General features: G+C 40.6%; 21 protein-coding genes. 12 read left to right on the top strand and 9 right to left on the bottom strand.

Annotated features, from left to right (window positions below; genetic code table 11):
• Positions 1–210: 210 nt before the first annotated feature.
• The 9 genes from deoC to QVP90_RS07960 all read right to left on the bottom strand — a co-directional run bounded on the left by deoC (position 211) and on the right by QVP90_RS07960 (position 9,838).
• Entirely contained in the window at positions 211–1,113 is a 903-nt protein-coding gene (gene deoC / locus QVP90_RS07920) for a deoxyribose-phosphate aldolase (RefSeq protein WP_005927809.1), read from the bottom strand.
• Positions 1,100–1,438, bottom strand: coding sequence for a nucleotide pyrophosphohydrolase (locus QVP90_RS07925; protein ID WP_005927806.1), 339 nt, complete (start codon positions 1,436–1,438; stop codon positions 1,100–1,102). The genes deoC and QVP90_RS07925 overlap by 14 nt, the downstream gene beginning before the upstream one ends.
• Entirely contained in the window at positions 1,438–1,890 is a 453-nt protein-coding gene (gene dtd / locus QVP90_RS07930) for a D-aminoacyl-tRNA deacylase (protein WP_005927803.1), read from the bottom strand. The genes QVP90_RS07925 and dtd overlap by 1 nt, the downstream gene beginning before the upstream one ends.
• A gap of 166 nt (positions 1,891–2,056) precedes the next feature.
• The gene (gene uvrC, locus QVP90_RS07935; RefSeq protein WP_021936112.1) at positions 2,057–3,901 is read right to left on the bottom strand and encodes an excinuclease ABC subunit UvrC; all 1,845 of its coding nucleotides are present in this window, start codon (positions 3,899–3,901) and stop codon (positions 2,057–2,059) included.
• Positions 3,902–3,952: 51 nt separating this feature from the next.
• Positions 3,953–4,483, bottom strand: coding sequence for an adenine phosphoribosyltransferase (locus tag QVP90_RS07940; RefSeq protein WP_021936113.1), 531 nt, complete (start codon positions 4,481–4,483; stop codon positions 3,953–3,955).
• Positions 4,484–4,533: 50 nt separating this feature from the next.
• On the bottom strand, positions 4,534–6,408 hold the full coding sequence (gene mnmG, locus QVP90_RS07945) for a tRNA uridine-5-carboxymethylaminomethyl(34) synthesis enzyme MnmG (RefSeq protein ID WP_005927796.1): 1,875 nt from the start codon (positions 6,406–6,408) through the stop codon (positions 4,534–4,536).
• A gap of 199 nt (positions 6,409–6,607) precedes the next feature.
• Positions 6,608–7,516, bottom strand: a complete 909-nt coding sequence (locus QVP90_RS07950; RefSeq protein WP_021936114.1) for an alkaline phosphatase — start codon at positions 7,514–7,516, stop codon at positions 6,608–6,610.
• A gap of 660 nt (positions 7,517–8,176) precedes the next feature.
• Positions 8,177–8,593 (bottom strand): rRNA maturation RNase YbeY, encoded by a 417-nt coding sequence (gene ybeY, locus QVP90_RS07955; RefSeq protein WP_021936115.1) that lies wholly within the window; start codon positions 8,591–8,593, stop codon positions 8,177–8,179.
• Between the two features lie 12 nt (positions 8,594–8,605).
• On the bottom strand, positions 8,606–9,838 hold the full coding sequence (locus QVP90_RS07960) for a nucleoside recognition domain-containing protein (RefSeq protein ID WP_021936116.1): 1,233 nt from the start codon (positions 9,836–9,838) through the stop codon (positions 8,606–8,608).
• Positions 9,839–9,958: 120 nt separating this feature from the next.
• Here QVP90_RS07960 and QVP90_RS07965 point away from each other — a divergent pair, with 120 nt between their 5' ends.
• The 12 genes from QVP90_RS07965 to QVP90_RS08020 all read left to right on the top strand — a co-directional run bounded on the left by QVP90_RS07965 (position 9,959) and on the right by QVP90_RS08020 (position 20,188).
• The gene (locus tag QVP90_RS07965) at positions 9,959–10,663 is read left to right on the top strand and encodes a DNA alkylation repair protein (protein WP_021936117.1); all 705 of its coding nucleotides are present in this window, start codon (positions 9,959–9,961) and stop codon (positions 10,661–10,663) included.
• A 508-nt stretch (positions 10,664–11,171) separates the two neighbouring features.
• Entirely contained in the window at positions 11,172–11,612 is a 441-nt protein-coding gene (locus QVP90_RS07970; protein ID WP_224203634.1) for a hypothetical protein, read from the top strand.
• Positions 11,613–11,645: 33 nt separating this feature from the next.
• Entirely contained in the window at positions 11,646–11,987 is a 342-nt protein-coding gene (locus QVP90_RS07975) for a hypothetical protein (protein ID WP_005927781.1), read from the top strand.
• An 11-nt stretch (positions 11,988–11,998) separates the two neighbouring features.
• A complete protein-coding gene (locus tag QVP90_RS07980) occupies positions 11,999–12,310 on the top strand; it encodes a Cys-Xaa-Xaa-Xaa repeat radical SAM target protein (RefSeq protein ID WP_005927778.1) in 312 nt (103 codons plus the stop codon).
• A gap of 13 nt (positions 12,311–12,323) precedes the next feature.
• Positions 12,324–13,580 carry a radical SAM peptide maturase, CXXX-repeat target family gene (locus QVP90_RS07985; protein WP_021936119.1) on the top strand — a complete coding sequence of 419 codons (1,257 nt, stop codon included), beginning with the start codon at positions 12,324–12,326 and terminating at the stop codon, positions 13,578–13,580.
• Between the two features lie 4 nt (positions 13,581–13,584).
• Complete coding sequence (locus QVP90_RS07990) at positions 13,585–14,526, top strand: CXXX repeat peptide maturase (RefSeq protein ID WP_021936120.1); 942 nt, start codon at positions 13,585–13,587, stop codon at positions 14,524–14,526.
• A gap of 78 nt (positions 14,527–14,604) precedes the next feature.
• Entirely contained in the window at positions 14,605–14,877 is a 273-nt protein-coding gene (locus QVP90_RS07995; RefSeq protein WP_005927768.1) for a CXXX repeat peptide modification system protein, read from the top strand.
• Positions 14,877–15,098: a Sec-independent protein translocase subunit TatA/TatB gene (locus tag QVP90_RS08000; RefSeq protein ID WP_005927765.1), complete on the top strand. Its 222-nt coding sequence runs from the start codon at positions 14,877–14,879 to the stop codon at positions 15,096–15,098. Before QVP90_RS07995 ends, QVP90_RS08000 begins: the two co-directional genes overlap by 1 nt.
• Positions 15,088–15,876 carry a twin-arginine translocase subunit TatC gene (gene tatC / locus QVP90_RS08005; RefSeq protein WP_005927761.1) on the top strand — a complete coding sequence of 263 codons (789 nt, stop codon included), beginning with the start codon at positions 15,088–15,090 and terminating at the stop codon, positions 15,874–15,876. Before QVP90_RS08000 ends, tatC begins: the two co-directional genes overlap by 11 nt.
• Before the next feature lie 79 nt (positions 15,877–15,955).
• Entirely contained in the window at positions 15,956–17,506 is a 1,551-nt protein-coding gene (locus tag QVP90_RS08010) for an ATP-binding protein (protein ID WP_021936121.1), read from the top strand.
• Positions 17,507–17,623: 117 nt separating this feature from the next.
• On the top strand, positions 17,624–18,646 hold the full coding sequence (gene ruvB / locus QVP90_RS08015; RefSeq protein WP_007479449.1) for a Holliday junction branch migration DNA helicase RuvB: 1,023 nt from the start codon (positions 17,624–17,626) through the stop codon (positions 18,644–18,646).
• Between the two features lie 96 nt (positions 18,647–18,742).
• Positions 18,743–20,188 carry a polysaccharide biosynthesis C-terminal domain-containing protein gene (locus QVP90_RS08020; protein ID WP_021936122.1) on the top strand — a complete coding sequence of 482 codons (1,446 nt, stop codon included), beginning with the start codon at positions 18,743–18,745 and terminating at the stop codon, positions 20,186–20,188.
• Positions 20,189–20,191 lie beyond the last annotated feature (3 nt).

A 20,191-nucleotide genomic window follows, 5' to 3' on the forward strand; every position in this document is an offset into this window, starting at 1 on the left:
TCCAGGAAAAAGATAATAAATGAAACGTTCTCTAATACAGTGCATTATCCTATTCTCTATAGTCTAATGTCCGGCAAAGATAGTAAAAATATGAGTATTTGTAAGTAAGGAACTTTAGTTTTTCTTAATTATAGATATGAGTTTGCAATCGTAGCAGGAGTCTTAATATGAAAACTCCCCCTCTTTGCAGGAGGAGGAGTTGGCAGTATGTCAGAAGAATTTTGTTTCTTCACCTTTTATTTCAGAAAGCAGCAGGTTCGCTAATCGGCTTGTTCCCAAGCGGAATAATTCGTTGTTTAACCATTCCTCTCCTAATATTTCCTTGACTATGGTGTAATAAATCAGTGCATCATTTACAGTATTGATGCCTCCGGCCGGTTTGAATCCGACCTTGTTTCCGGTCTTATCGTAATACTCTTTGATGGCTTCACACATTACATATGCTGCTTCCGGAGTGGCTGCCGGTTGCTGTTTTCCGGTAGATGTTTTGATAAAATCCGCTCCCGAGTACATGGATAGGATAGAGGCCTTTTTGATGTTGGAGGCTGTTTTTAAAGCTCCGGTTTCAAGGATTACTTTCAGATGGCGTTCTTTACAGGTGTCTTTCAATTCCTGAATTTCCTCACACATCGTTTCGTAGTCTCCGCTAAGGAATTTCCCGACGGAAATAACGATGTCTATTTCATCAGCACCTTCCATTAGCGCCATGGCTGTTTCGGCTATTTTTACTTCGATAAATGTTTGCGAAGAAGGGAAACCTGCTGATACACAGGCTATCTTTATCCCGTCAACATCCAATGTGTTTTTAACGGCTTCTGCAAAGTTCGGATATACGCAAATAGCAGCTACGTTTTTCAAGTCGGGAAACTCGTTATCGAACTGATTTACCTTTTCAGTAAATTTCATAATGCTTTCATCGTTGTCCGTACTGTTCAGACTTGTAAGATCTATACAATTGAAAAGGAATTTTTTTACCTCTTCCGTATTATTTTCCGCTACTTTGTTTGCAATGATTGCAGCTACGCGGGCTTGCACGTCGGCATCGCTCAGGTTGGTATTGTACTTAGCCAACGCAGCTTCATACTTGCTTAGGTGGGTGTCATTCTGTTCCATGGTCACTCAATTTGGGGTTATTTATATGTCTTTTATTATCTCTTTGGGTCTTCTTTTCCAGATTACGGGTGAAGGCATCGGTGAGATCTACACCGGTTTGATTGGCGATGCAAAGAAGTACCCAGAGTACATCTGCCATTTCATCGGAAAGGTTGTCTTTCTCTCCTTCCTTGAAAGATTGGTCACCATACTTGCGTGCCATTATACGCGCCAATTCACCTACTTCTTCGGTGAGTACGGCCATATTCGTAAGTTCGCTGAAGTAGCGCACTCCGTACTTTTTTATCCACAGGTCTACCTGTTTTTGAGCTTCTTCCAGTGTCATTATTCTTTGTTTTTGGTATCTATACAAATGGTTACCGGGCCGTCGTTCAGTAGTTCCACTTTCATGTCTGCACCAAATTCTCCCGTACCTATCTCCTTACCAAGGAGAGAACTCAATTCTCTGCAAAATTGTTCGTAAATAGGGATGGAAATATCCGGCTTAGCTGCTTTTATATACGATGGACGATTTCCTTTCTTGGTTGATGCATGTAGGGTGAACTGGCTGATTACCAGTATTTCACCTCCAGTCTCTACGATCGATTTGTTCATAATTCCATTTTCGTCATCAAAGATGCGGAGACTGATAATTTTTTTACACAGCCATGTAATGTCTTCTGTTCCGTCGGCTTCTTCGATGCCTACGAGGATTAACATTCCTTTTTTTATGGCTGATTTGCAGTGCCCGTCAATGGTTACTGATGCATGGCCGACACGCTGTATTACTACTCTCATTTTCTCTTTTATATTGCTTTTGGAAAGGCAAATTTACAAAAAACGTTATAGATAATCAGAAGTTTAAATGGTTTTTCTCAAAAAAATATTTAAATCGGTATAGGGAATGAAAAGTGCAGTGTGCTAAATAAGTTGATACAGGTTATTTAGTGCACTACATGTTGATCTATTGCCGGTTGGTGGCTTCCGGGGTAGGGAGTGCCTCTTTGATAATTTTGGCTTTTGCTTCTCCTGCGATGGCGCTGATTTCTTCCAATGAAGCCTCTTTTATGCGCTTTACACTTTTGAATTCTTTTAGTAAGGCTGTTTTTGTTTTCTCTCCGATACCCTTAATCGTGTCTAATGCAGATGCTACTTGGCGTTTGCTGCGTTTATCGCGGTGGAAAGTGATGGCAAAACGATGTACTTCATTTTGTATCTGTTCCAGTAATTTAAAGAGGGGAGAATGTTGTTTTAACCCAATGGTTTGCGGTGGAAAGCCGAATAAAAGTTCGGAAGTCCGGTGTTTTCTGTCTTTGGCAAGACCGGCAATGGGTATGGTGAGATGCAATTCTTCCATAACCTGTCTTACGGCTTCCATTTGCCCTTTTCCGCCGTCGGTAATGATCAGGTCGGGAAGAGTGCTCTCTTCGTCTATGGCGCGCTGATAACGTCTTCTGACCACTTCTTTCATGGATGCATAGTCGTCCGGTCCTTCTACCGTTTTGATAATGTATTTCCGGTAGTCCTGTTTGGATGGTTTAACCTTTTTGAATACTACGCAGGCGGCTACGGCATCCGATCCTTGAATGTTGGAGTTGTCGAAACATTCTATTTGAAGGGGTGGTCTGTCTAAATGTAGCTCTTGTTGTATCTCTTTCATTAATCGCATGTTTCTCTGCTCCGGATTTAGCTTTTCCGCTTGTTTCATGCGGTCGGCTTTGTATTGCTTAACGTTGAGTTGCGACAGTTCAAGGAGCTTTTTCTTGTCACCGCGTTGCGGTACGGTGAAAACCACGTTACTTAACTCCATGTCTATTTCAAACGGTACGATAATCTCTCGTGAGAGGCTTTTGTAACGTTCGCGCATTTCAATGATGCCCAGTGTAAGAAGTTCTTCTTTGCTTTCGTTCAGCCTTTTTTTGTATTCGAAAGTGAAAGCTTGGTTGATTGCTCCGTTAGTGATGTGCAGGTAGTTGACAAAAGCGGAGTTGTTCTCGTCTTCTTCAATGGAAAACACGTCGATATTATGCAATATTGAACTTACTACTTCGGATTTGGAACGGTAATTTTCTATCAAAGTATATTTCTCTTTGATCTTTTGTGCTTCCTCAAATTTCATCTCGGTTGCCAGTTCCTGCATTTGCTGAAATAGCATGCGGCTGATATCTTGTGTGTTTCCTTTTAGAATTTCTTTGATTTCACCGATGTTTCTTAAATATTCTTCCTGCGATTGCAATCCGATACAAGGGCCGGCGCAATTTTTTATGTGATATTCAAGGCAAACACTGAATTTTCCGGCACGGATATTTTCCGGTGAAAGGTTTAAATTGCAAGTGCGTAGCGGATAGAGGTGCTTGATGAGGTCGAGTACGGCGTTCATCGATGGCATATGGCTATATGGGCCATAATAAGAGGAGCCGTTACGGATAATCTTTCTGGTTTTGAATATGCGCGGGAAGTATTCGTTTTGTACGCAAATAGACGGATAGGTCTTATCGTCTTTCAGTAATACATTATACCGAGGCTTGTATTTTTTTATCAGGTTGTTTTCTAATAATAGGGCATCTTCCTCGGAATTGACTACGATATAACGTATATCGGCTATTTTGCTGACTAATACTCTCGTTTTTCCAGGTTCGTGTTCTTTGCTGAAATAGGAATATACTCTTCTTTTTAAGTTTTTTGCTTTTCCTACATATATGATTACTCCTTCGGCATTTAAGTACTGATAAATACCGGGACCTTCCGGGAGATTTGCTACAATCCCTTTCAGGTATTCGCTGGTTTTGGTTTTCTGATCGGCTTCCATATTAAAAAGGGCGTAGCTGTATGGCTACGCCTTGCAAATATAGGAAATTATTTATAAAGACAATACCGATTCTATTTCTACATCGTCTCCAAATACGGCCTTTCCGTTCAACTCTTTTAGCTCGATGATGAAGTTTACGTATACTTTCTTCGGTTTTAGCTTTTTGACCAGTTCACAGGCAGCTTTCATTGTTCCACCTGTAGCCAACAGATCGTCGTGCAGTAATACGACATCGTTTTCATCTAAAGCGTCTTTATGTATCTGTATCGTGTCTTTTCCGTATTCTTTGTCGTAACTCTCTTCAATCGTTTCGGCGGGTAATTTCCCGGGTTTACGGATCGGGATAAAGCCTGCATCTAATCGTGTGGCGAGAATTGGTCCCATAATGAAGCCTCTGGATTCTATTCCCACTACTTTTGTGATTCCTTTATCTTTATACATCTCATACATTGTATCCGAAAGTTCCTGCAAGCATGCGGCATCTTTGAATAGGGTAGTAACATCATAAAAGAGTATTCCCGGAATGGGAAAATCGGGTATTTCCCGAATGCTTTTGATAAGCCTTTCTTTGCTCATAATCATTGATTTATTTCGTTTCTTTAAATGTTTTGTTTCACGTGAAACGCACGCTCTTATCTTCCTGAAAGTACCAACAGCACGTTGATGTCGCTTGGTGATACCCCCGGAATTCGGCTCGCTTGTGCTATAGTCTCCGGATCTATCTTGACTAACTTTTGTCTTGCTTCGGTGGATAGGGATTGAATGGAGTTATAATCAAATTTTCCTTTGATTTTGATACTTTCCAACCGGGCAAGCTTGTCTGCGATAATTCGTTCGCGGCCGATGTATCCTTCGTATTTAATCAGTATTTCTGCAGCCTCGATAATTTCTTCTTTGCGTTCTGTGATTTCGTCGAGTACCCGTTTGAATGCCGGCACATGTTCGGCTATATTTTCTACTGTGATTTGAGGACGGTTTATTAGGTCTATCAATTTACATCCCTGACGTAGAGGAGTAGTACCCAGTTTTTCGAGTGAATCGTTGATAAGTGCCGCTTTTATCGAATAGTTGCGTGCGAAAGAGACAATGCGTTCTATCGCTTCTCGCTTCTTTTTTAGTAATGTATATCTATCATCTTTTACTAATCCCAATTTCCATGCTTTTTCTGTCAAGCGCATGTCTGCATCGTCCATTCGTAATAGAATGCGATATTCAGCACGGGAAGTAAACATCCGGTAAGGTTCATCTACTCCTTTGGTTACAAGATCATCGATGAGTACTCCGATATATGCTTCGTCACGCGCCAGTGTAAACGGTTCACCTCCATGACAATTGATATGTGCATTGATACCGGCAATGATTCCTTGGCCGCCGGCTTCTTCATATCCGGTAGTTCCGTTTACTTGTCCGGCAAAGAATAAGTTTTTGATTTTCTTCGATTCCAACGAATGTTTTAGTTGGGTCGGATCAAAGAAGTCATACTCAATCGCATATCCGGGACGATAAATAACCAAATCTTTAAAAGCTGGAATCTTCTTCAACGCTTCAATTTGTATGCTCATAGGGAGTGAAGAAGAAAATCCGTTCAAGTATAATTCTTGTGTGGTTTCCCCTTCGGGCTCCAAAAACAATTGGTGTTGCTCTTTATCGGGAAAAGTGACGATTTTAGTTTCTATACTTGGGCAGTAACGTGGCCCTATACTTTGAATTTGTCCGTTGAAAAGGGGAGATTCGGACAATCCTTCACGCAAAATACGATGTGACTCAGGATTGGTGAAACATGTCCAGCATTGTAGCTGTTTGAGATGACGCACGTGAGTATCCATGAAAGAGAATTTATGGAAATCGGCTTCTCCGTCTTGCGTATCCATTAATTCATAATGCACGCTTCGTCCGTCTATACGCACAGGGGTACCTGTCTTCATCCGACCATAGCTGATACCATGCCGTGCGATGGATTCGGTCAACTGGTAAGATGCCGGTTCTGCCATACGTCCGCCCGGGAGCATGTTTTTCCCAACGTGCATCAGTCCGTTGAGGAATGTACCTGCGGTAAGTATTACACATTTTGCATGAAAAGTAACTCCCCACATTGTTTCTAATCCCACAACTTCTCCGTTTTCAACGAGCAATTCTTTTACTGTATCTTGCCAGATGTGAAGATTGGGTGTGTTTTCTAATGCTTCTCTCCAAGCCCAGATGAATTTATTGCGGTCGCATTGCGCGCGCGGACTCCACATTGCCGGCCCTTTCGAGCGGTTCAAGATACGGAATTGAATGGCTGTTTGGTCCGTTATCAGTCCCATTTGCCCACCCAGCGCATCTATTTCACGTACAATTTGTCCTTTGGCGATACCGCCTATTGCCGGATTGCAACTCATCTGGCCGATTTTATTCATATCCATCGTGATGAGACAGGTTTTTGAGCCTAAGTTTGCTGAGGCTGCTGCTGCTTCACAACCGGCATGGCCGGCACCGATTACTATTACGTCGTACTTAAAGTCCATTCGTTTTAATACTTCTTTTTCAAACGGTGCAAAGTTACGAAAAAGTTCTGTTTTTATAATGAAAAAGAGAGTTATAAGCACTTAAGAAGATGGGCTGTGGGGTAATATGAGTGCGCTCCAAAAGTCAGATATAAAACTTTTGGAGCGCACTCATGGTTATAATGTGGGCGATTTGATGGTAGGGGTGCACCCTTTCCGCTTATTTGAACACTTGTTTCATCGGGCGTCCTATCCATACTTGTGGCTGTTTTAGGCCGAATACATAGGCGATGGTGGATGCCACATCATATTGCATCATACTTTCATTGAAATTCAATCCTTTTTTGATGTTTTTTCCGCAAATAATAAAAGGAGTTTCCATTTCATTCATTGTTTTTCCACCGTGACCTTTATTGATACCACCGTGGTCGGCTGTTATGATGAAAATAGTCTGGTCAAATGTTCCTGCATCTTTGGTAGCTTGGATGATTTGTCCGATATATCCGTCCAGTTCTTTTAGTTTTGCATAGTATTCGGGCGTGTCATGACCGACACCATGACCTATGTGATCGGGGTTATCAAATGCCACAAGGGTAAGGGCGGGTTTCTTTTCTTTCAAATAGCTTACGGCCATTTTGCACAGGGCAGTGGGGTGTTTGTTGTAATCCGGAGCTTGTTGGTAATAACTCAATGCAAGCGTGTCTACCAGGTATTTGATGCCGTTCCATTCGTATAAGCAACCTATTTCCGCTTCCGGAGAAGCATCACGTAGTAGTTGGAAGATGGTTGGGAAAATACCGTGTTGGTTCAATTCGCGTGACGGAAGTTCCGGCGTTTTGGATCCCCATTCGGTATAGCCGTGTAGTTCGGGACCGGCTCCCATAAACATGGAGGCCCAATTAATGGCGCTTGACGAGGGGAGTGCCGAACGTTTTTTCAACGTGTACGCTCCATTCGCCATCACGTTTTTGATGTTGGGAATATCCGCTTTTTCTACACTGTATGCTCCCCATCCGTCCAGGCCGATCAGAACGACGTGTTGCGCTTTCCATTTGGTGGCAAAACTGTTGGGAACTACGATAAACAGGGCAAATAATAGGATTGCCCAAGTTGAAAATAAATGTTTCATGGTTTATAGTTTTATAAATGGTTAATGTTTATAATATACATAATTTTAATTTTACGTCGATCCCGGAATGGTTTATCATTCGAGTTATGCAAATAAAGTGGATTTTGTCCAGTGAGAATTGTACTCTGTGTTTTGGTAATTACCATAATTGTATTTCGGACAAAATTACCCCTTATTAAAGATAATACATGTCGGTTTTGATTGGGTATTGGATGGTGGAGAACCTTGCATAAACATATATTTAGTTGCTTTATGACTTAGGCAAAGTGATGGATGTATTCTATAATTTATGTTAGATATTTCATCTTATTCTTAGTAAATAATAGTCTGTATCCTTACATTGTTGGAACTCTATTTTCCATTCGTACAACATCCGGATGTTCTTATCTAAAACATGGGGATGTTGTCATATAAAACATCCGGGTGTTGTGATGCAGAACATGGGGATGTTGTGAGGGCTTGGGACTGTACTGATAAACAGATATAATATATCTATTGTACATTGAGAAGTGTATCTTGTTATGTATATTGTTGATATATAATATATTATAGCGATGTCTTACTCCTTGAAACAGGGATAAATACCTCTTTTATGGATCAGCGATAAAATCTTTTTTATGACTGAATATGCCTTTCCCATTAACAAGATTATTCGTCGGTTTATTTTCTTATTTCCAATGCCCTGTTTTCGGCTGCTTCCATAATTTCGCGCTCACCCGGCCCTTTATCGTTAATGCCGCACAGGTGAAGGATACCATGGATGATTGTTCGGTGAAGTTCCTCATCATACGTAGTCTTGAATTGTTCGGAGTTGGTTTTTACTGTGTCCAGACTGATGAAAAGATCGCCGGAAAGACGATCACCCTCACAATAATCGAAAGTAATGATATCCGTGTAGTAATCGTGTTGCAGATACTGGCGATTTACCTCCAGTATTTTTTCGTCCGAACAGAAAATATACGCGATTTCACCGACTTTTTTGCCATATGTGGCAGCCACGGATTTAATCCATTCCGTTGTTTCCCTTTTTTTGATATCGGGCATTTTTACGTCCTCTGTCTGATAAGTTACAGCCATGATATTGATGTATTAAAAGAAGAATAAATAACTGATTAGTATGGCGGCAATGATTCCTGAGAAGTCGGCTATCAGCCCGCACGTAACTGCGTTACGTGTTTTAGTGATGCCTACGCTGCCGAAGTACACTGCTAAAATATAAAACGTTGTGTCCGAAGCACCGCGCACAACGCAACTGACGCGCGATACGAAAGAGTCCGGTCCGAATTCTTTCATCGTATCGATCATCAATCCGTTGGCAGCGCTTCCACTGAGCGATTTCATCAATCCGGTGGGTAGAGCGCCGACAAAGCTCGTGTCCAGTCCGCAGAGTCCTACTACATAGCCAATACCGTCTACGAGGATATCCATTGCCCCGGAAGTACGGAATACAGCAATACCTACCAGAAAAGCGACCAGATAAGGAATGATGCGTACAGCGGTGGTGAAACCCTCTTTCGCCCCTTCTACAAAAGAATCGTATACATTGATCTTTTTTCGTATTCCCGTCAAGATGAAAAGAATGATGACTCCGAAGAGTATGATGTTGGCTATCAGCGTAGAATAGATTCCCATTTCTTCGCGTGAAAGGGTGGTGAAGAGATATATCAACCCTCCTAAAATGAGACTCAGGATGCCGATTAATATTAGTATAGGCTTGTTTATCAGATTGATACGTTGAGATATACTGACGGCAATCACTCCAACCAATGTTGAGACGAACGTACTCAATAGGATAGGGATAAAAATATCGGTTGGTTGTGCCGCTCCCATCTGTGCACGATATACCATGATGGAGATAGGTATAAGTATCAGCCCCGAAGTATTGATAACGAGAAACATAATCATCGGGTTACTGGCTGTGTCTTTTTGGGGATTCAGTTCTTGCAGTTCTTTCATTGCTTTCAGTCCCATCGGAGTAGCGGCATTGTCGAGTCCTAACATATTGGCAGACATATTCATGAATATGGATCCCATTACCGGATGTCCTTTCGGAATATCCGGAAAGAGACGACAAAACACAGGACTCAGCCATCGGGACAGTGCATTGATAAGGCCGCTGTTTTCTCCGATCTTCATAATGCCTAACCACAAAGACAAAACACCGGTCAATCCGAGCGAGACTTCAAAGGCGGTCTTTGACGAATCAAAAGTGGAATTGATGATATCGGTAAATATTTGTGTGTTTCCTGTAAAGATGAGCTTTCCTAATGCCACAATAAAAGCGACGATGAAGAATGCTATCCAGATGTAATTTAAAACCATAGTCTGATTACTGTATTATTTGCAAAAATAGATATAACTTTCCATTATTCCCCCATATTTTGTTTATTTTTGGTGCGGATTGCTTTACTGCAAGCCGCTTGAATTTATACGGAAGATCATATGAGAACAAAGGCAGCAGAGATTCAGAAAGAGTTGGAAATGTATATCGACCCGGTGAAAAGGGAGTATTTGCCCAATTTTTTCAAAACAGGAAAAGGGCAGTATGGTGAGGGTGATAAATTTCTCGGGATTGTCGTTCCCAATACCCGCTTGGTGGCAAAGCGTCATAAAGAAGAACCGTTTGAAGTGATAGCGGATTTATTAGAGAGTGAGTGGCATGAATGCCGCTTATGTGCATTGCTGATGTTGGTGGAGCGTTTCAAGAAGTCCGGTGAAAAGGCACGAAAAGAGATTTATGATTTCTATCTGACACAGACTGTCCGTATTAATAACTGGGATTTGGTGGACCTGTCTGCTCCTTATATTGTAGGAGAATATTTAAAGGATAACCCCCGTGAGGATTTGTACCGTCTGGCTGACAGCACACTTCTTTGGGAGCAGCGTATTGCAGTAGTTTCTACGATTACACTGATCAGAAATGATGATTTTATCGACATTCTTCGTCTTTCCGAATTGTTGTTGCATCATAAACATGACCTGATGCAAAAAGCCATAGGTTGGATGCTCCGTGAGATGGGTAAACGCGACCAGAACCTGCTGTTACAGTTTCTTGATAAACATGCCGGTGAAATGCCCCGTACGATGCTTCGCTATTCGATAGAAAAGCTGACGGAGGAAGAACGGAAATATTATATGAAACGGTAATGTTACTGTATTTGCGTACGCTTATAATATTTTGATTACTTTATCTTGAAGTATATGATTCATTAAAGTGCGGCAATATGACCGAATAATTAATTTAATGTGGGTTAAGATACATGTTTTAAAAATAGAAAATAATTTTGTGAAAGAGTTTGTTGTTAAATAAAAAAGTGCTTCCTTTGCAAGGAATAATCTCAACTTTAAGAGTAAAGGAGATTTATAAAATGTAAAAAAAGACGTTTACGGCATTATCTTTTGGATTCCAAACTTCGCAAATTTGAAACCTCCAAAAAAGATAGAGCAACGGAAACGTCCACTTTAGATTATATCTAAACATTACGCGCGACGTGGTGTTCTGTATATCTATCTTGACGTGGGCTGTGTACGTTGCTTATCTTTGGAGGTAGGCAATGCGAAGGCCTGGAATCTGGATAAGCAAAAGTACAGACTCCCACGTCTTTTTTGTATAATACCGAATCCGGGGAGGCTATAGGCACATGAACATGACGCAATGCAATTACAAACATCTGTAAAGGAACGGATGCGGTTTTTCTTGTTCCTCTTTTTATTCTTATTTTCTTTTATACTTGCACATGGTGAAGAGTATGTGTTTAGTAAACTTTTTGATTCCGATTTCCGGCAGGTTGACTCCAGTCATCCACTCTGCCTTAACCTAAAAGGGCGTATGTATAATCTGGGATTTTTCAAAGACTTTTATGGTAATTCAACGATTTCTTTGCTTATCAATGGGGAATCGGTTGGTATGTATGCATATGAGCAGTATCAGAACGGTTGGTACATTTATAAATCCTGTATTCCTTATGCCGGCTGTGCCACCTTCTATGTTTACAAGGATAAATCTGTTATCCGGCACTCCGGATTATATGATGCAGGGTACTTCTCCGAGGCTCGCTTGATTCCTGCGCAGAATAAGATACGACCAGACTGGTAATATTATTATATATTAGTAATCAATCTATTATTTATGAAAGAGAAAAAAAAGAATGAAGAATTTCACTCCAGACGTGAATTCTTTAAAAAAGCGGTGAAAGGAATACTTCCTTTTTTAGGGGCTGTTATGATCGTTCCTTCTATTTTGTCTTCTTGTGACGATCCTGACGATGACGAATCGTATGGTGGTGGCGGTTCTTCCGGTGGCGGTTCTTCAAGTTGCTCTACTTGTGTAGGAGGGTGTGGAGCGAGTTGTGCCACTGCATGTCGGGGGAAGTCGTCTTATTATCCTTCTGGATGTTCGGGAACTTGTAAAAGTGCGTGTTTAAGTACATGTAAGGGTTTGTGTATGGCTACTGCCCGGAAAGGGCTTTAAATATTTAAGGTATGAAAAAGAAAATCAAGAATGAAGAACTTTATTCAAGGCGTGAATTCTTCAAAAAAGCAGTGAAAACAGCCTTGCCGATTATAGCTACAGTGGTATTGGTTAGCAATCCTGTTGCTTCTAAAGCAGCTAAAGTCGCTATGGGGTGTGAAAGTTATTGTACAGGTTCTTGTTACCGTGCCTGCTATCATGGCTGTAACAACACCTGTATGGGAACTTGTGAGAGAACTTGCCAAGGTAGTTGTATAGGGACCTGTCGAGGTACCTGTACAGGCTCGTGTACAGGTTCATGTGCGGGATGGAATAACTATTAACATGTAAAAGGATATGCTGCATTTAGTGGGTATATCCTTTTTAAATCATAAAATGATGGGACAAATAAAGGAAGCTAAAAAACTGTGGCAAGATGGCATAGCTAAAAATATAACTTTTATTGTTACGAAAGATTGCCAATTAGCATGTAAATATTGTTATCTCGTAGGTAAGAACTCGAAAGAACGTATGTCTTGGGACATTGCCAAACAAGCTATTGATTATATATTGGATAATGAACAGAGTTTTCAGGAAAAATCAGTAGTTTGGGACTTTATCGGCGGAGAGCCTTTTCTTGAAATAGAATTGATAGAAAAAATATGTAATTATATAAAGATTGAATTGTTTAAACGAAATCATCATTGGTTTGATTCATATCGCTTTAGTTTTTCTACTAATGGTCTTAATTATCATGAGGAAAAAGTACAGAGCTTTATTAAGAAAAATATAGATCATTTGAGTATCGGTATAACTATTGACGGGACAGAATTAAAACATGATCTTAACCGTATTTATAAGAACACCGGAAAAGGCTCATATAAGGATGTGGTACGAAATATTCCGCTGTGGTTAGAACAGTTTCCCGGTGACGGTACTAAAGTGACGATTAGTAGCCCGGATCTCCCGTATATAAAAGAAAGTGTCTTGCATTTGTATAATTTAGGTATTCATGAGGTCAATATTAATTGTGTATTCGAAGATGTATGGCAAGAGGGTGATGACTCTTTGTTTGAGGAGCAACTGATTCAACTGGCCGATTCGATTATTGATAATGGACTTTATGAGAAAAACGATTGCTCTTTTTTTTCCGAGCATTTGGGTAAGCCTTTGGACTGTAAATTGCAAAATCAGAATTGGTGTGGTGCCGGAATGATGTTGGCGGTAGATGCGGCCGGTAACTTTTATCCTTGTACACGTTTTGCCCAATATTCTCTCCGAAACAAAAAAGCATGGATTATAGGTAATGTGCATGATGGTCTTGATAAAAATAAATTGCGTCCTTTTTTAACTCTTGACCGATGTACACAAAGTACCCCGGAATGTATTGATTGCGAGGCGGCTGAGGGATGCGCTTGGTGTCAAGGTGAGAATTATGATGCGGCGGATACAAATACGATTTATCAACGTAGTACGGCTATTTGCAAAATGCATAAAGCGCGTGTTCGAGCCAATAATTACTATTGGAACAAACTTTACCGGAAACTGGAATCGGAGGATGAATGTGACAGGTCTGGAACGGGCAAGAATGAGTCAAACGATATAAATAGTTAATTTTATGCTTCAATATCTTGTAATTTTATTAGACGATACGAGCGTTTCTTATTGTCATTATGATAACCGGAAATCTGAACACAGATTAATTAGTCTGGAAAATTTAAAGGCAGGTATTCTTTTTGCTATGAAAGAAAACCTGATGCTTCAATTTGTGTATCCGCATTATGAATTACCGCAAGCCTATAAAGATGAGATAGAAACAATCGATCATAGCAAAATTGTTCCGGTAGAATACCGGGATGAGGCTGATGTGGTGGTTCTTGATGATTGGGAACAGTTGTCGGTATCAGGTTGTGATATTCAAAAAACTTATGTATTGAGAACAGGAAAGACCGGCTTCTTTAAAAATTATACAATTCTTAATGAAGTGTTGGATAAGGTTTTAAGGTTGAATGTTGTTCTGGTTGATATTGATACCTTTACCGAATCTGATTTCGATATCTATAAATCGGTTTTAGATGAATTGGCTTTAAAACTGAAAGGCATGTATCTGGAAGGAATGGCTCCGCAATTGAATTTATTGACCGACCGTATGATGCTGGACAAAATGAATAATTGTAATGCCGGAGTTGAAAATATTACATTGGCTCCTGATGGTAAATTCTATATTTGTCCTGCATTTTATTTGGCTGACGACGGGTATTCCATCGGCAGCTTGGTTGAAGTTTTGGATATAAAAAATCCAAAACTCTATAAACTATCTTACGCACCTCTGTGTCGCAATTGTGATGCATACCAATGTAAACGGTGTATTTGGATGAATTGGAAAACGACTTTAGAGGTAAATACACCCTCGCATGAGCAGTGTGTAGTAGCTCATCTGGAGCGTAATACCTCTCGCTCATTACTGCTTGATATTCGCCGGTACGGGACATTTCTTCCCGGACATGAGATAAAAGAGATTACATATTTGGATCCATTTGATGTGAGACAGGAGTTTTGATGTGTTATAAGGATACTCTTATGGAGTATGCTTTCCTCGGGAAAGTTGTTGTATGAGTAAATAAAAAAAATGAGTATTATGAAAAAACTGGTAGGAACTGTTACAAATGAAGAAAAGTGTGAAATTCAAACACTTTTTGAGCGGCGTAACGGATTGAACGAATTGGCCGGAATACTTACTGTAGATAATGAAGTGCTGTATGAAAAGTTAGTAAAAGATATAGGTGAAACCGGTATGAAATTTCAGAATTGGTGGGATCGTATGTCAAGTCAATATCAATGGGAAAGTACCGAAAATGGTAATTGGGAGATTGATTTTGATACAAATGAAATTTATTTAATATACGAATGATGATACAACCTTTAATGATTGGCACTACTGAATTAATTGTGATTGGGGGTGCTGTACTGCTTTTATTTGGTGGAAAGAAGATTCCGGAGCTGATGCGTAGCTTAGGACAGGGAGTGAAAAATTTCAAGGAAGGCATGCACGAAAAAAGTGAGCCGGAAGATGAATCGTTGTTGGAAAAAACGGAAGTTACAGACGAGTTGAAAAGGATAGATGAAGAATAAATCGGATGATATTCAGCTTTTGACATTCGGGGGGCATCTGGAGATGTTGAGAAAGATGCTCTTCCGTATTGTCTTGGTTATAGTCGTGTTCACGATATTGATTTTTTCTTTTAAAGAGTGGACTTTTCAACTTTTATTAGCTCCGCGTGAATGGAATTTTGCTACTTATAGATGTATTGAAGAATTTGTCCGTTGGTGCGGATTTGATTTTCGGTTTGAACCTTATCAGATCGATCTGATAAGTACAGAATTGGCATCGCAGTTTATGATGCATATTTCATCATCGGTGTATTTGGCTTTGTTGGGGGCTTCACCCTATATATTATACGAGTTGTTTCGTTTTATAAGTCCGGCTTTATATGAAAACGAGAAAAAGTACTCTTTGATGATAGTTGTATCCATGTATGTCCTTTTTTCATTGGGAGTATTGATGAATTATTACATTGTATTTCCTGTTTCATTCCGATTTTTAGGAACTTATCAAGTGGATCCGTCCATTCGAAGTACGATAACCTTGGCATCTTATATCTCAACTTTTTCAACTCTGACATTTGTTATGGGACTGGTTTTTCAATTACCTGTAGTGGCATTTATATTGGCTAAGCTCGAATTGATTACTTCTACTTTTATGGTTCGATACAGAAGACATGCCTTTATCGGTGTTATGGTAACGGCTGCCATTATTACTCCGCCGGATTTGTTTACTTTGATATTGGTGACGGTTCCAATGTATTTGTTGTATGAACTATGCATTGTCATAATTAAGCGGATAGAATAAAAATTAAGTATTTATATTGCTTCTTAGGTGATTATTGTGCTATCTTTGTCTACAGGAACTTTTTAAACTCCAAAAGATTATGAGTAACAAGATTTATCCCATCGGTATACAGAATTTTGAGAAACTTCGTTTGGGAGGTTATTTTTATATTGATAAGACCGCACTCATCTATAAAATGGTCAAGACAGGTAGCTACTATTTTCTTAGCCGCCCCCGCCGTTTTGGGAAGAGTCTGCTCATTTCTACGCTTGAAGCGTATTTTCAGGGGAAAAAAGAACTTTTTGAGGGGCTGGCGATGGAGAAACTTGAAACGGAGTGGAGGCGGCATCCGATTCTTCATATGGACCTTAATATCGGAAAGTATGATACGCCGGATAGTCTTGACCGTATATTGAACAAGGCTTTGACGGATTGGGAAGCCATTTATGGTACAGGGGCGGCTGAAACGACTTTGGCGTTGCGCTTTGCCGGTATTATAAAGCGGGCTTATGAACAGACAGGTGAGCGAGTCGTTATTCTGGTCGATGAATATGACAAACCAATGCTTCAGGCTATCAATAACGAGGCCTTGCAAGCCCATTTCCGCGATACATTAAAACCTTTTTATGGCGTTTTGAAAACGATGGATGGCTGCATCCGGTTCGGTATGCTGACGGGGGTTACGAAGTTTGGCAAGGTGAGCGTTTTCAGTGACTTGAACAATCTGGATGATATCTCGATGTGGGATGAGTACGTAGGTCTTTGCGGTATTAGCGAACAGGAGTTGTATGATTATCTCACTCCGGAAATGCATGAATTTGCAGCTGCTCAGCAGATGGATTATGAAAAGTTTTGTTCAGAGTTGCGTGAGTGCTATGACGGCTATCATTTTGTGGAAGATTCCATCGGTATTTATAATCCTTTTAGTCTCTTGAATGCTTTCAAACGGAATAAATTCGGTAGTTATTGGTTTGAGACAGGGACACCTACTTATTTGGTTGAGTTGTTGAAGAAGCACCATTACAATTTAGAACGTATGACACACGAAGAGACCAGTGCCGATGTGCTGAACAGTATCGATTCTTCGTCTACCGATCCTATCCCGGTTATTTATCAAAGTGGTTATCTGACAATTAAGGGATACGATCCTGAATTTGCTATCTATCGTTTAGGGTTTCCTAATCGGGAGGTAGAAGAAGGTTTTGTTCGGTTTTTATTACCTTTTTATGCTAATTCCAATGTGGTGCAGTCCCCTTTTGAAATTCAGAAGTTTGTGAGTGAGATACGTTCCGGTGATTATAACGCATTTTTCCGTCGTCTTCAAAGTTTCTTTGCAGATACTCCTTATGAATTGATCCGTGATTTGGAGCTACATTATCAAAATGTCCTTTTTATCGTCTTTAAACTTATCGGCTTTTATGTTCATGTAGAGTACCATACGGGACAGGGACGTATTGATCTTGTTTTACAGACGGACAAATTTATTTATGTTATGGAGTTCAAATTAGATGGCACGGCAGAGGCCGCATTGCAGCAAATCAATGAGCGGCAATATACCCGTCCTTTTGAATCCGATCCTCGTGAACTTCTCAGGATTGGTGTGAATTTTAGTTCGGAGACACGAAATATAGAGAAGTGGATTGTGGAATAATCTTTTTCCGGTTTAATTCTACGCCGGGGTAATAATTATCTTATCCCCCCGGCATCATCTTTCTTTGAATTATGTTATCTTTGCCCTCTATATATAGAAGAACGGGAATGTAATTTTATGGAAGAAGATTTCAATATACGTAATCAACAACTGACCAGTAAAGAACGGGATTTTGAAAATGCGCTCCGTCCGCTTAGTTTCGAGGATTTTAGCGGACAGGATAAAGTCGTGGAGAATCTCCGTATTTTTGTAAAGGCAGCCCGTCTCCGTGGAGAGGCACTTGATCATGTGCTGTTGCACGGTCCTCCCGGATTGGGAAAAACTACACTTTCAAATATTATTGCCAATGAACTTGGGGTAGGCTTTAAAGTCACCTCCGGTCCGGTGCTCGACAAACCCGGTGATCTTGCCGGTGTGCTCACCAGTCTTGAACCCAACGATGTTCTGTTTATCGATGAAATCCATCGTTTGTCTCCTGTGGTGGAAGAATACTTGTATTCTGCCATGGAGGATTATCGTATCGATATAATGATAGATAAGGGGCCGTCTGCACGAAGTATTCAGATTGATTTGAATCCGTTTACTTTGGTAGGTGCAACTACCCGTAGCGGCTTACTGACAGCACCGTTGCGTGCACGTTTCGGCATCAACCTGCATCTTGAATATTACGATGATGACGTGTTAAGTAATATTATCCGGCGTTCGGCTGCTATTTTGGATGTGCCTTGCTCGATACCCGCAGCAGGCGAGATAGCTTCACGCAGTCGCGGTACGCCTCGTATTGCCAATGCGCTGCTTCGTCGTGTCCGTGACTTCGCACAGGTGAAAGGCTCCGGTTCCATCGATACGGAGATCGCTACTTTTGCTCTCGAAGCATTGAATATTGACAAATATGGTTTGGATGAGATAGATAACAAGATACTCTGCACCATTATCGATAAGTTTAAAGGCGGCCCCGTGGGATTGACAACCATTGCTACCGCGTTAGGTGAAGATGCCGGAACCATTGAAGAGGTATATGAACCGTTTCTCATCAAAGAAGGGTTCTTGAAACGGACTCCCCGCGGGCGTGAAGTAACTGAGCTTGCTTATAAACATTTGGGACGGAGTATTTATAATAGTCAACAAACATTGTTTTGATTTACGATCAGACGATTTACGACTTACGATTGAAATTGTACCGTAAATTATTTCTGAATCGTCTGATAGTAAATCGTCTAATTGTAAATAAAATACATGGCCGGATTAAAATCATTGGCAAAAGACACCGCTATCTATGGTGTCAGTAGTATCGTAGGGCGTTTCCTCAATTATCTGCTGGTGCCTATTTATACTATTTCCATGCCTGCTTCTACGGGAGGATACGGTGTGATTACGAATATGTATGCAATTACGGCGTTACTGCTTGTTCTGCTTACGTGTGGTATGGAAACCGGTTTTTTCCGTTTTGCCAATAAGGGTGACGATGACCCTATAAGGGTTTATTCTACTACTTTGCTTACCGTCGGATCGATTTCTCTTTCATTCCTGGCAGTCTGTCTGTTGTTTTTGAAGCCGATAGCCGGTGTGATGGGGTATGAAGAGCATCCTTGGTATTTGGGGATGATGCTGATAGTAATAGCTATGGATGCCATTCAGGCCATTCCTTTTGCTTACCTGCGTTATAAGAACCGTCCTATTAAGTTTGCCGCTTTGAAGATGCTGTTTATCTTCGCCAGCATTGCATTGAATATTGTTTATTTCGTATTTATGAAAGGAACCGATGTCGGTGCGGCTTTTCTGATCAATCTGATTTGTACATCGTTGGTGATGGTCTGCCTGATATCTGAGTTGCGTGGTTTCCGCTATACGCTCGACCGTGATTTAGTGAAGCGGATGTTTCGTTATTCCTTTCCCATTCTGATATTGGGTATTGCAGGTATACTGAATCAGGTTGTCGATAAAATCATTTTCCCGTTTGTCTATCCCGATGAAGCAGAGGCGGCCGTACAGTTGGGAATATATGGTGCAACAAGTAAAATAGCCATGATCATGGCTATGTTTACACAGGCATTCCGCTTTGCTTATGAACCGTTTGTGTTTGGCAAAAGCAGAGAGAAAGACAACCGGCAGATGTATGCACAGGCTATGAAGTTCTTTATCATCTTCACGTTATTGGCATTTCTTGCAGTGATGTTTTATCTCGATATCCTTCGTTATGTCATCGGGCGTGACTATTGGGAAGGATTGAAGGTAGTTCCTATCGTTATGGCTGCCGAAATGTTTATGGGGGTATATTTCAATCTTTCCTTCTGGTATAAACTGACAGATGAAACAAAGTGGGGTGCTTATTTTTCTATAACGGCCTGTACGATTGTTATTCTGATGAACGTTTTCCTTATTCCCGTTTATGGTTATGTGGCTTGTGCCTGGGCCGGTTTCACCGGATACGCAGTTGCCATGCTGCTGTCTTACTTTGTCGGGCAAAAGAAATATCCGATAAATTATGATTTGAAAAGTATCGGTGGATACGTACTTTTAGCATTGGTCATCTACGCTGTGGGAGAATGGATGCCTTTGGAGAATACAGTACTCCGTTTGCTTTTCCGTACAGTGTTATTGGCTGTATTTATAGCATATATTATTAAACATGACTTACCATTGAAGCAAATCCCTGTTATTAATCGTTTTTTAAGGAGGTAAAAT

Origin of the sequence: Bacteroides sp. CAG:189, assembly GCF_000432295.1 — a bacterium.
Classification (GTDB): Bacteria; Bacteroidota; Bacteroidia; order Bacteroidales; family Bacteroidaceae; genus Bacteroides; species Bacteroides salyersiae.

Excerpts from the sequence above, each read along its gene's own strand:
- QVP90_RS07960 (WP_021936116.1), bottom strand. The coding sequence starts at position 9,838 with ATGGTTTTAAATTACATCTGGATAGCATTCTTCATCGTCGCTTTTATT.
- QVP90_RS08010 (WP_021936121.1), top strand. The coding sequence starts at position 15,956 with ATGAGTAACAAGATTTATCCCATCGGTATACAGAATTTTGAGAAACTT.
- QVP90_RS07995 (WP_005927768.1), top strand. The coding sequence starts at position 14,605 with ATGAAAAAACTGGTAGGAACTGTTACAAATGAAGAAAAGTGTGAAATT.
- QVP90_RS07940 (WP_021936113.1), bottom strand. The coding sequence starts at position 4,483 with ATGATTATGAGCAAAGAAAGGCTTATCAAAAGCATTCGGGAAATACCC.
- ruvB (WP_007479449.1), top strand. The coding sequence starts at position 17,624 with ATGGAAGAAGATTTCAATATACGTAATCAACAACTGACCAGTAAAGAA.
- ybeY (WP_021936115.1), bottom strand. The coding sequence starts at position 8,593 with ATGGCTGTAACTTATCAGACAGAGGACGTAAAAATGCCCGATATCAAA.
- deoC (WP_005927809.1), bottom strand. The coding sequence starts at position 1,113 with ATGGAACAGAATGACACCCACCTAAGCAAGTATGAAGCTGCGTTGGCT.
- QVP90_RS07985 (WP_021936119.1), top strand. The coding sequence starts at position 12,324 with ATGCTGCATTTAGTGGGTATATCCTTTTTAAATCATAAAATGATGGGA.
- tatC (WP_005927761.1), top strand. The coding sequence starts at position 15,088 with ATGAAGAATAAATCGGATGATATTCAGCTTTTGACATTCGGGGGGCAT.
- QVP90_RS07925 (WP_005927806.1), bottom strand. The coding sequence starts at position 1,438 with ATGACACTGGAAGAAGCTCAAAAACAGGTAGACCTGTGGATAAAAAAG.
- QVP90_RS07975 (WP_005927781.1), top strand. The coding sequence starts at position 11,646 with ATGAAAGAGAAAAAAAAGAATGAAGAATTTCACTCCAGACGTGAATTC.
- QVP90_RS07950 (WP_021936114.1), bottom strand. The coding sequence starts at position 7,516 with ATGAAACATTTATTTTCAACTTGGGCAATCCTATTATTTGCCCTGTTT.
- uvrC (WP_021936112.1), bottom strand. The coding sequence starts at position 3,901 with ATGGAAGCCGATCAGAAAACCAAAACCAGCGAATACCTGAAAGGGATT.
- QVP90_RS07970 (WP_224203634.1), top strand. The coding sequence starts at position 11,172 with ATGCAATTACAAACATCTGTAAAGGAACGGATGCGGTTTTTCTTGTTC.
- QVP90_RS07980 (WP_005927778.1), top strand. The coding sequence starts at position 11,999 with ATGAAAAAGAAAATCAAGAATGAAGAACTTTATTCAAGGCGTGAATTC.
- QVP90_RS08000 (WP_005927765.1), top strand. The coding sequence starts at position 14,877 with ATGATACAACCTTTAATGATTGGCACTACTGAATTAATTGTGATTGGG.
- QVP90_RS07990 (WP_021936120.1), top strand. The coding sequence starts at position 13,585 with ATGCTTCAATATCTTGTAATTTTATTAGACGATACGAGCGTTTCTTAT.
- QVP90_RS08020 (WP_021936122.1), top strand. The coding sequence starts at position 18,743 with ATGGCCGGATTAAAATCATTGGCAAAAGACACCGCTATCTATGGTGTC.
- dtd (WP_005927803.1), bottom strand. The coding sequence starts at position 1,890 with ATGAGAGTAGTAATACAGCGTGTCGGCCATGCATCAGTAACCATTGAC.
- mnmG (WP_005927796.1), bottom strand. The coding sequence starts at position 6,408 with ATGGACTTTAAGTACGACGTAATAGTAATCGGTGCCGGCCATGCCGGT.
- QVP90_RS07965 (WP_021936117.1), top strand. The coding sequence starts at position 9,959 with ATGAGAACAAAGGCAGCAGAGATTCAGAAAGAGTTGGAAATGTATATC.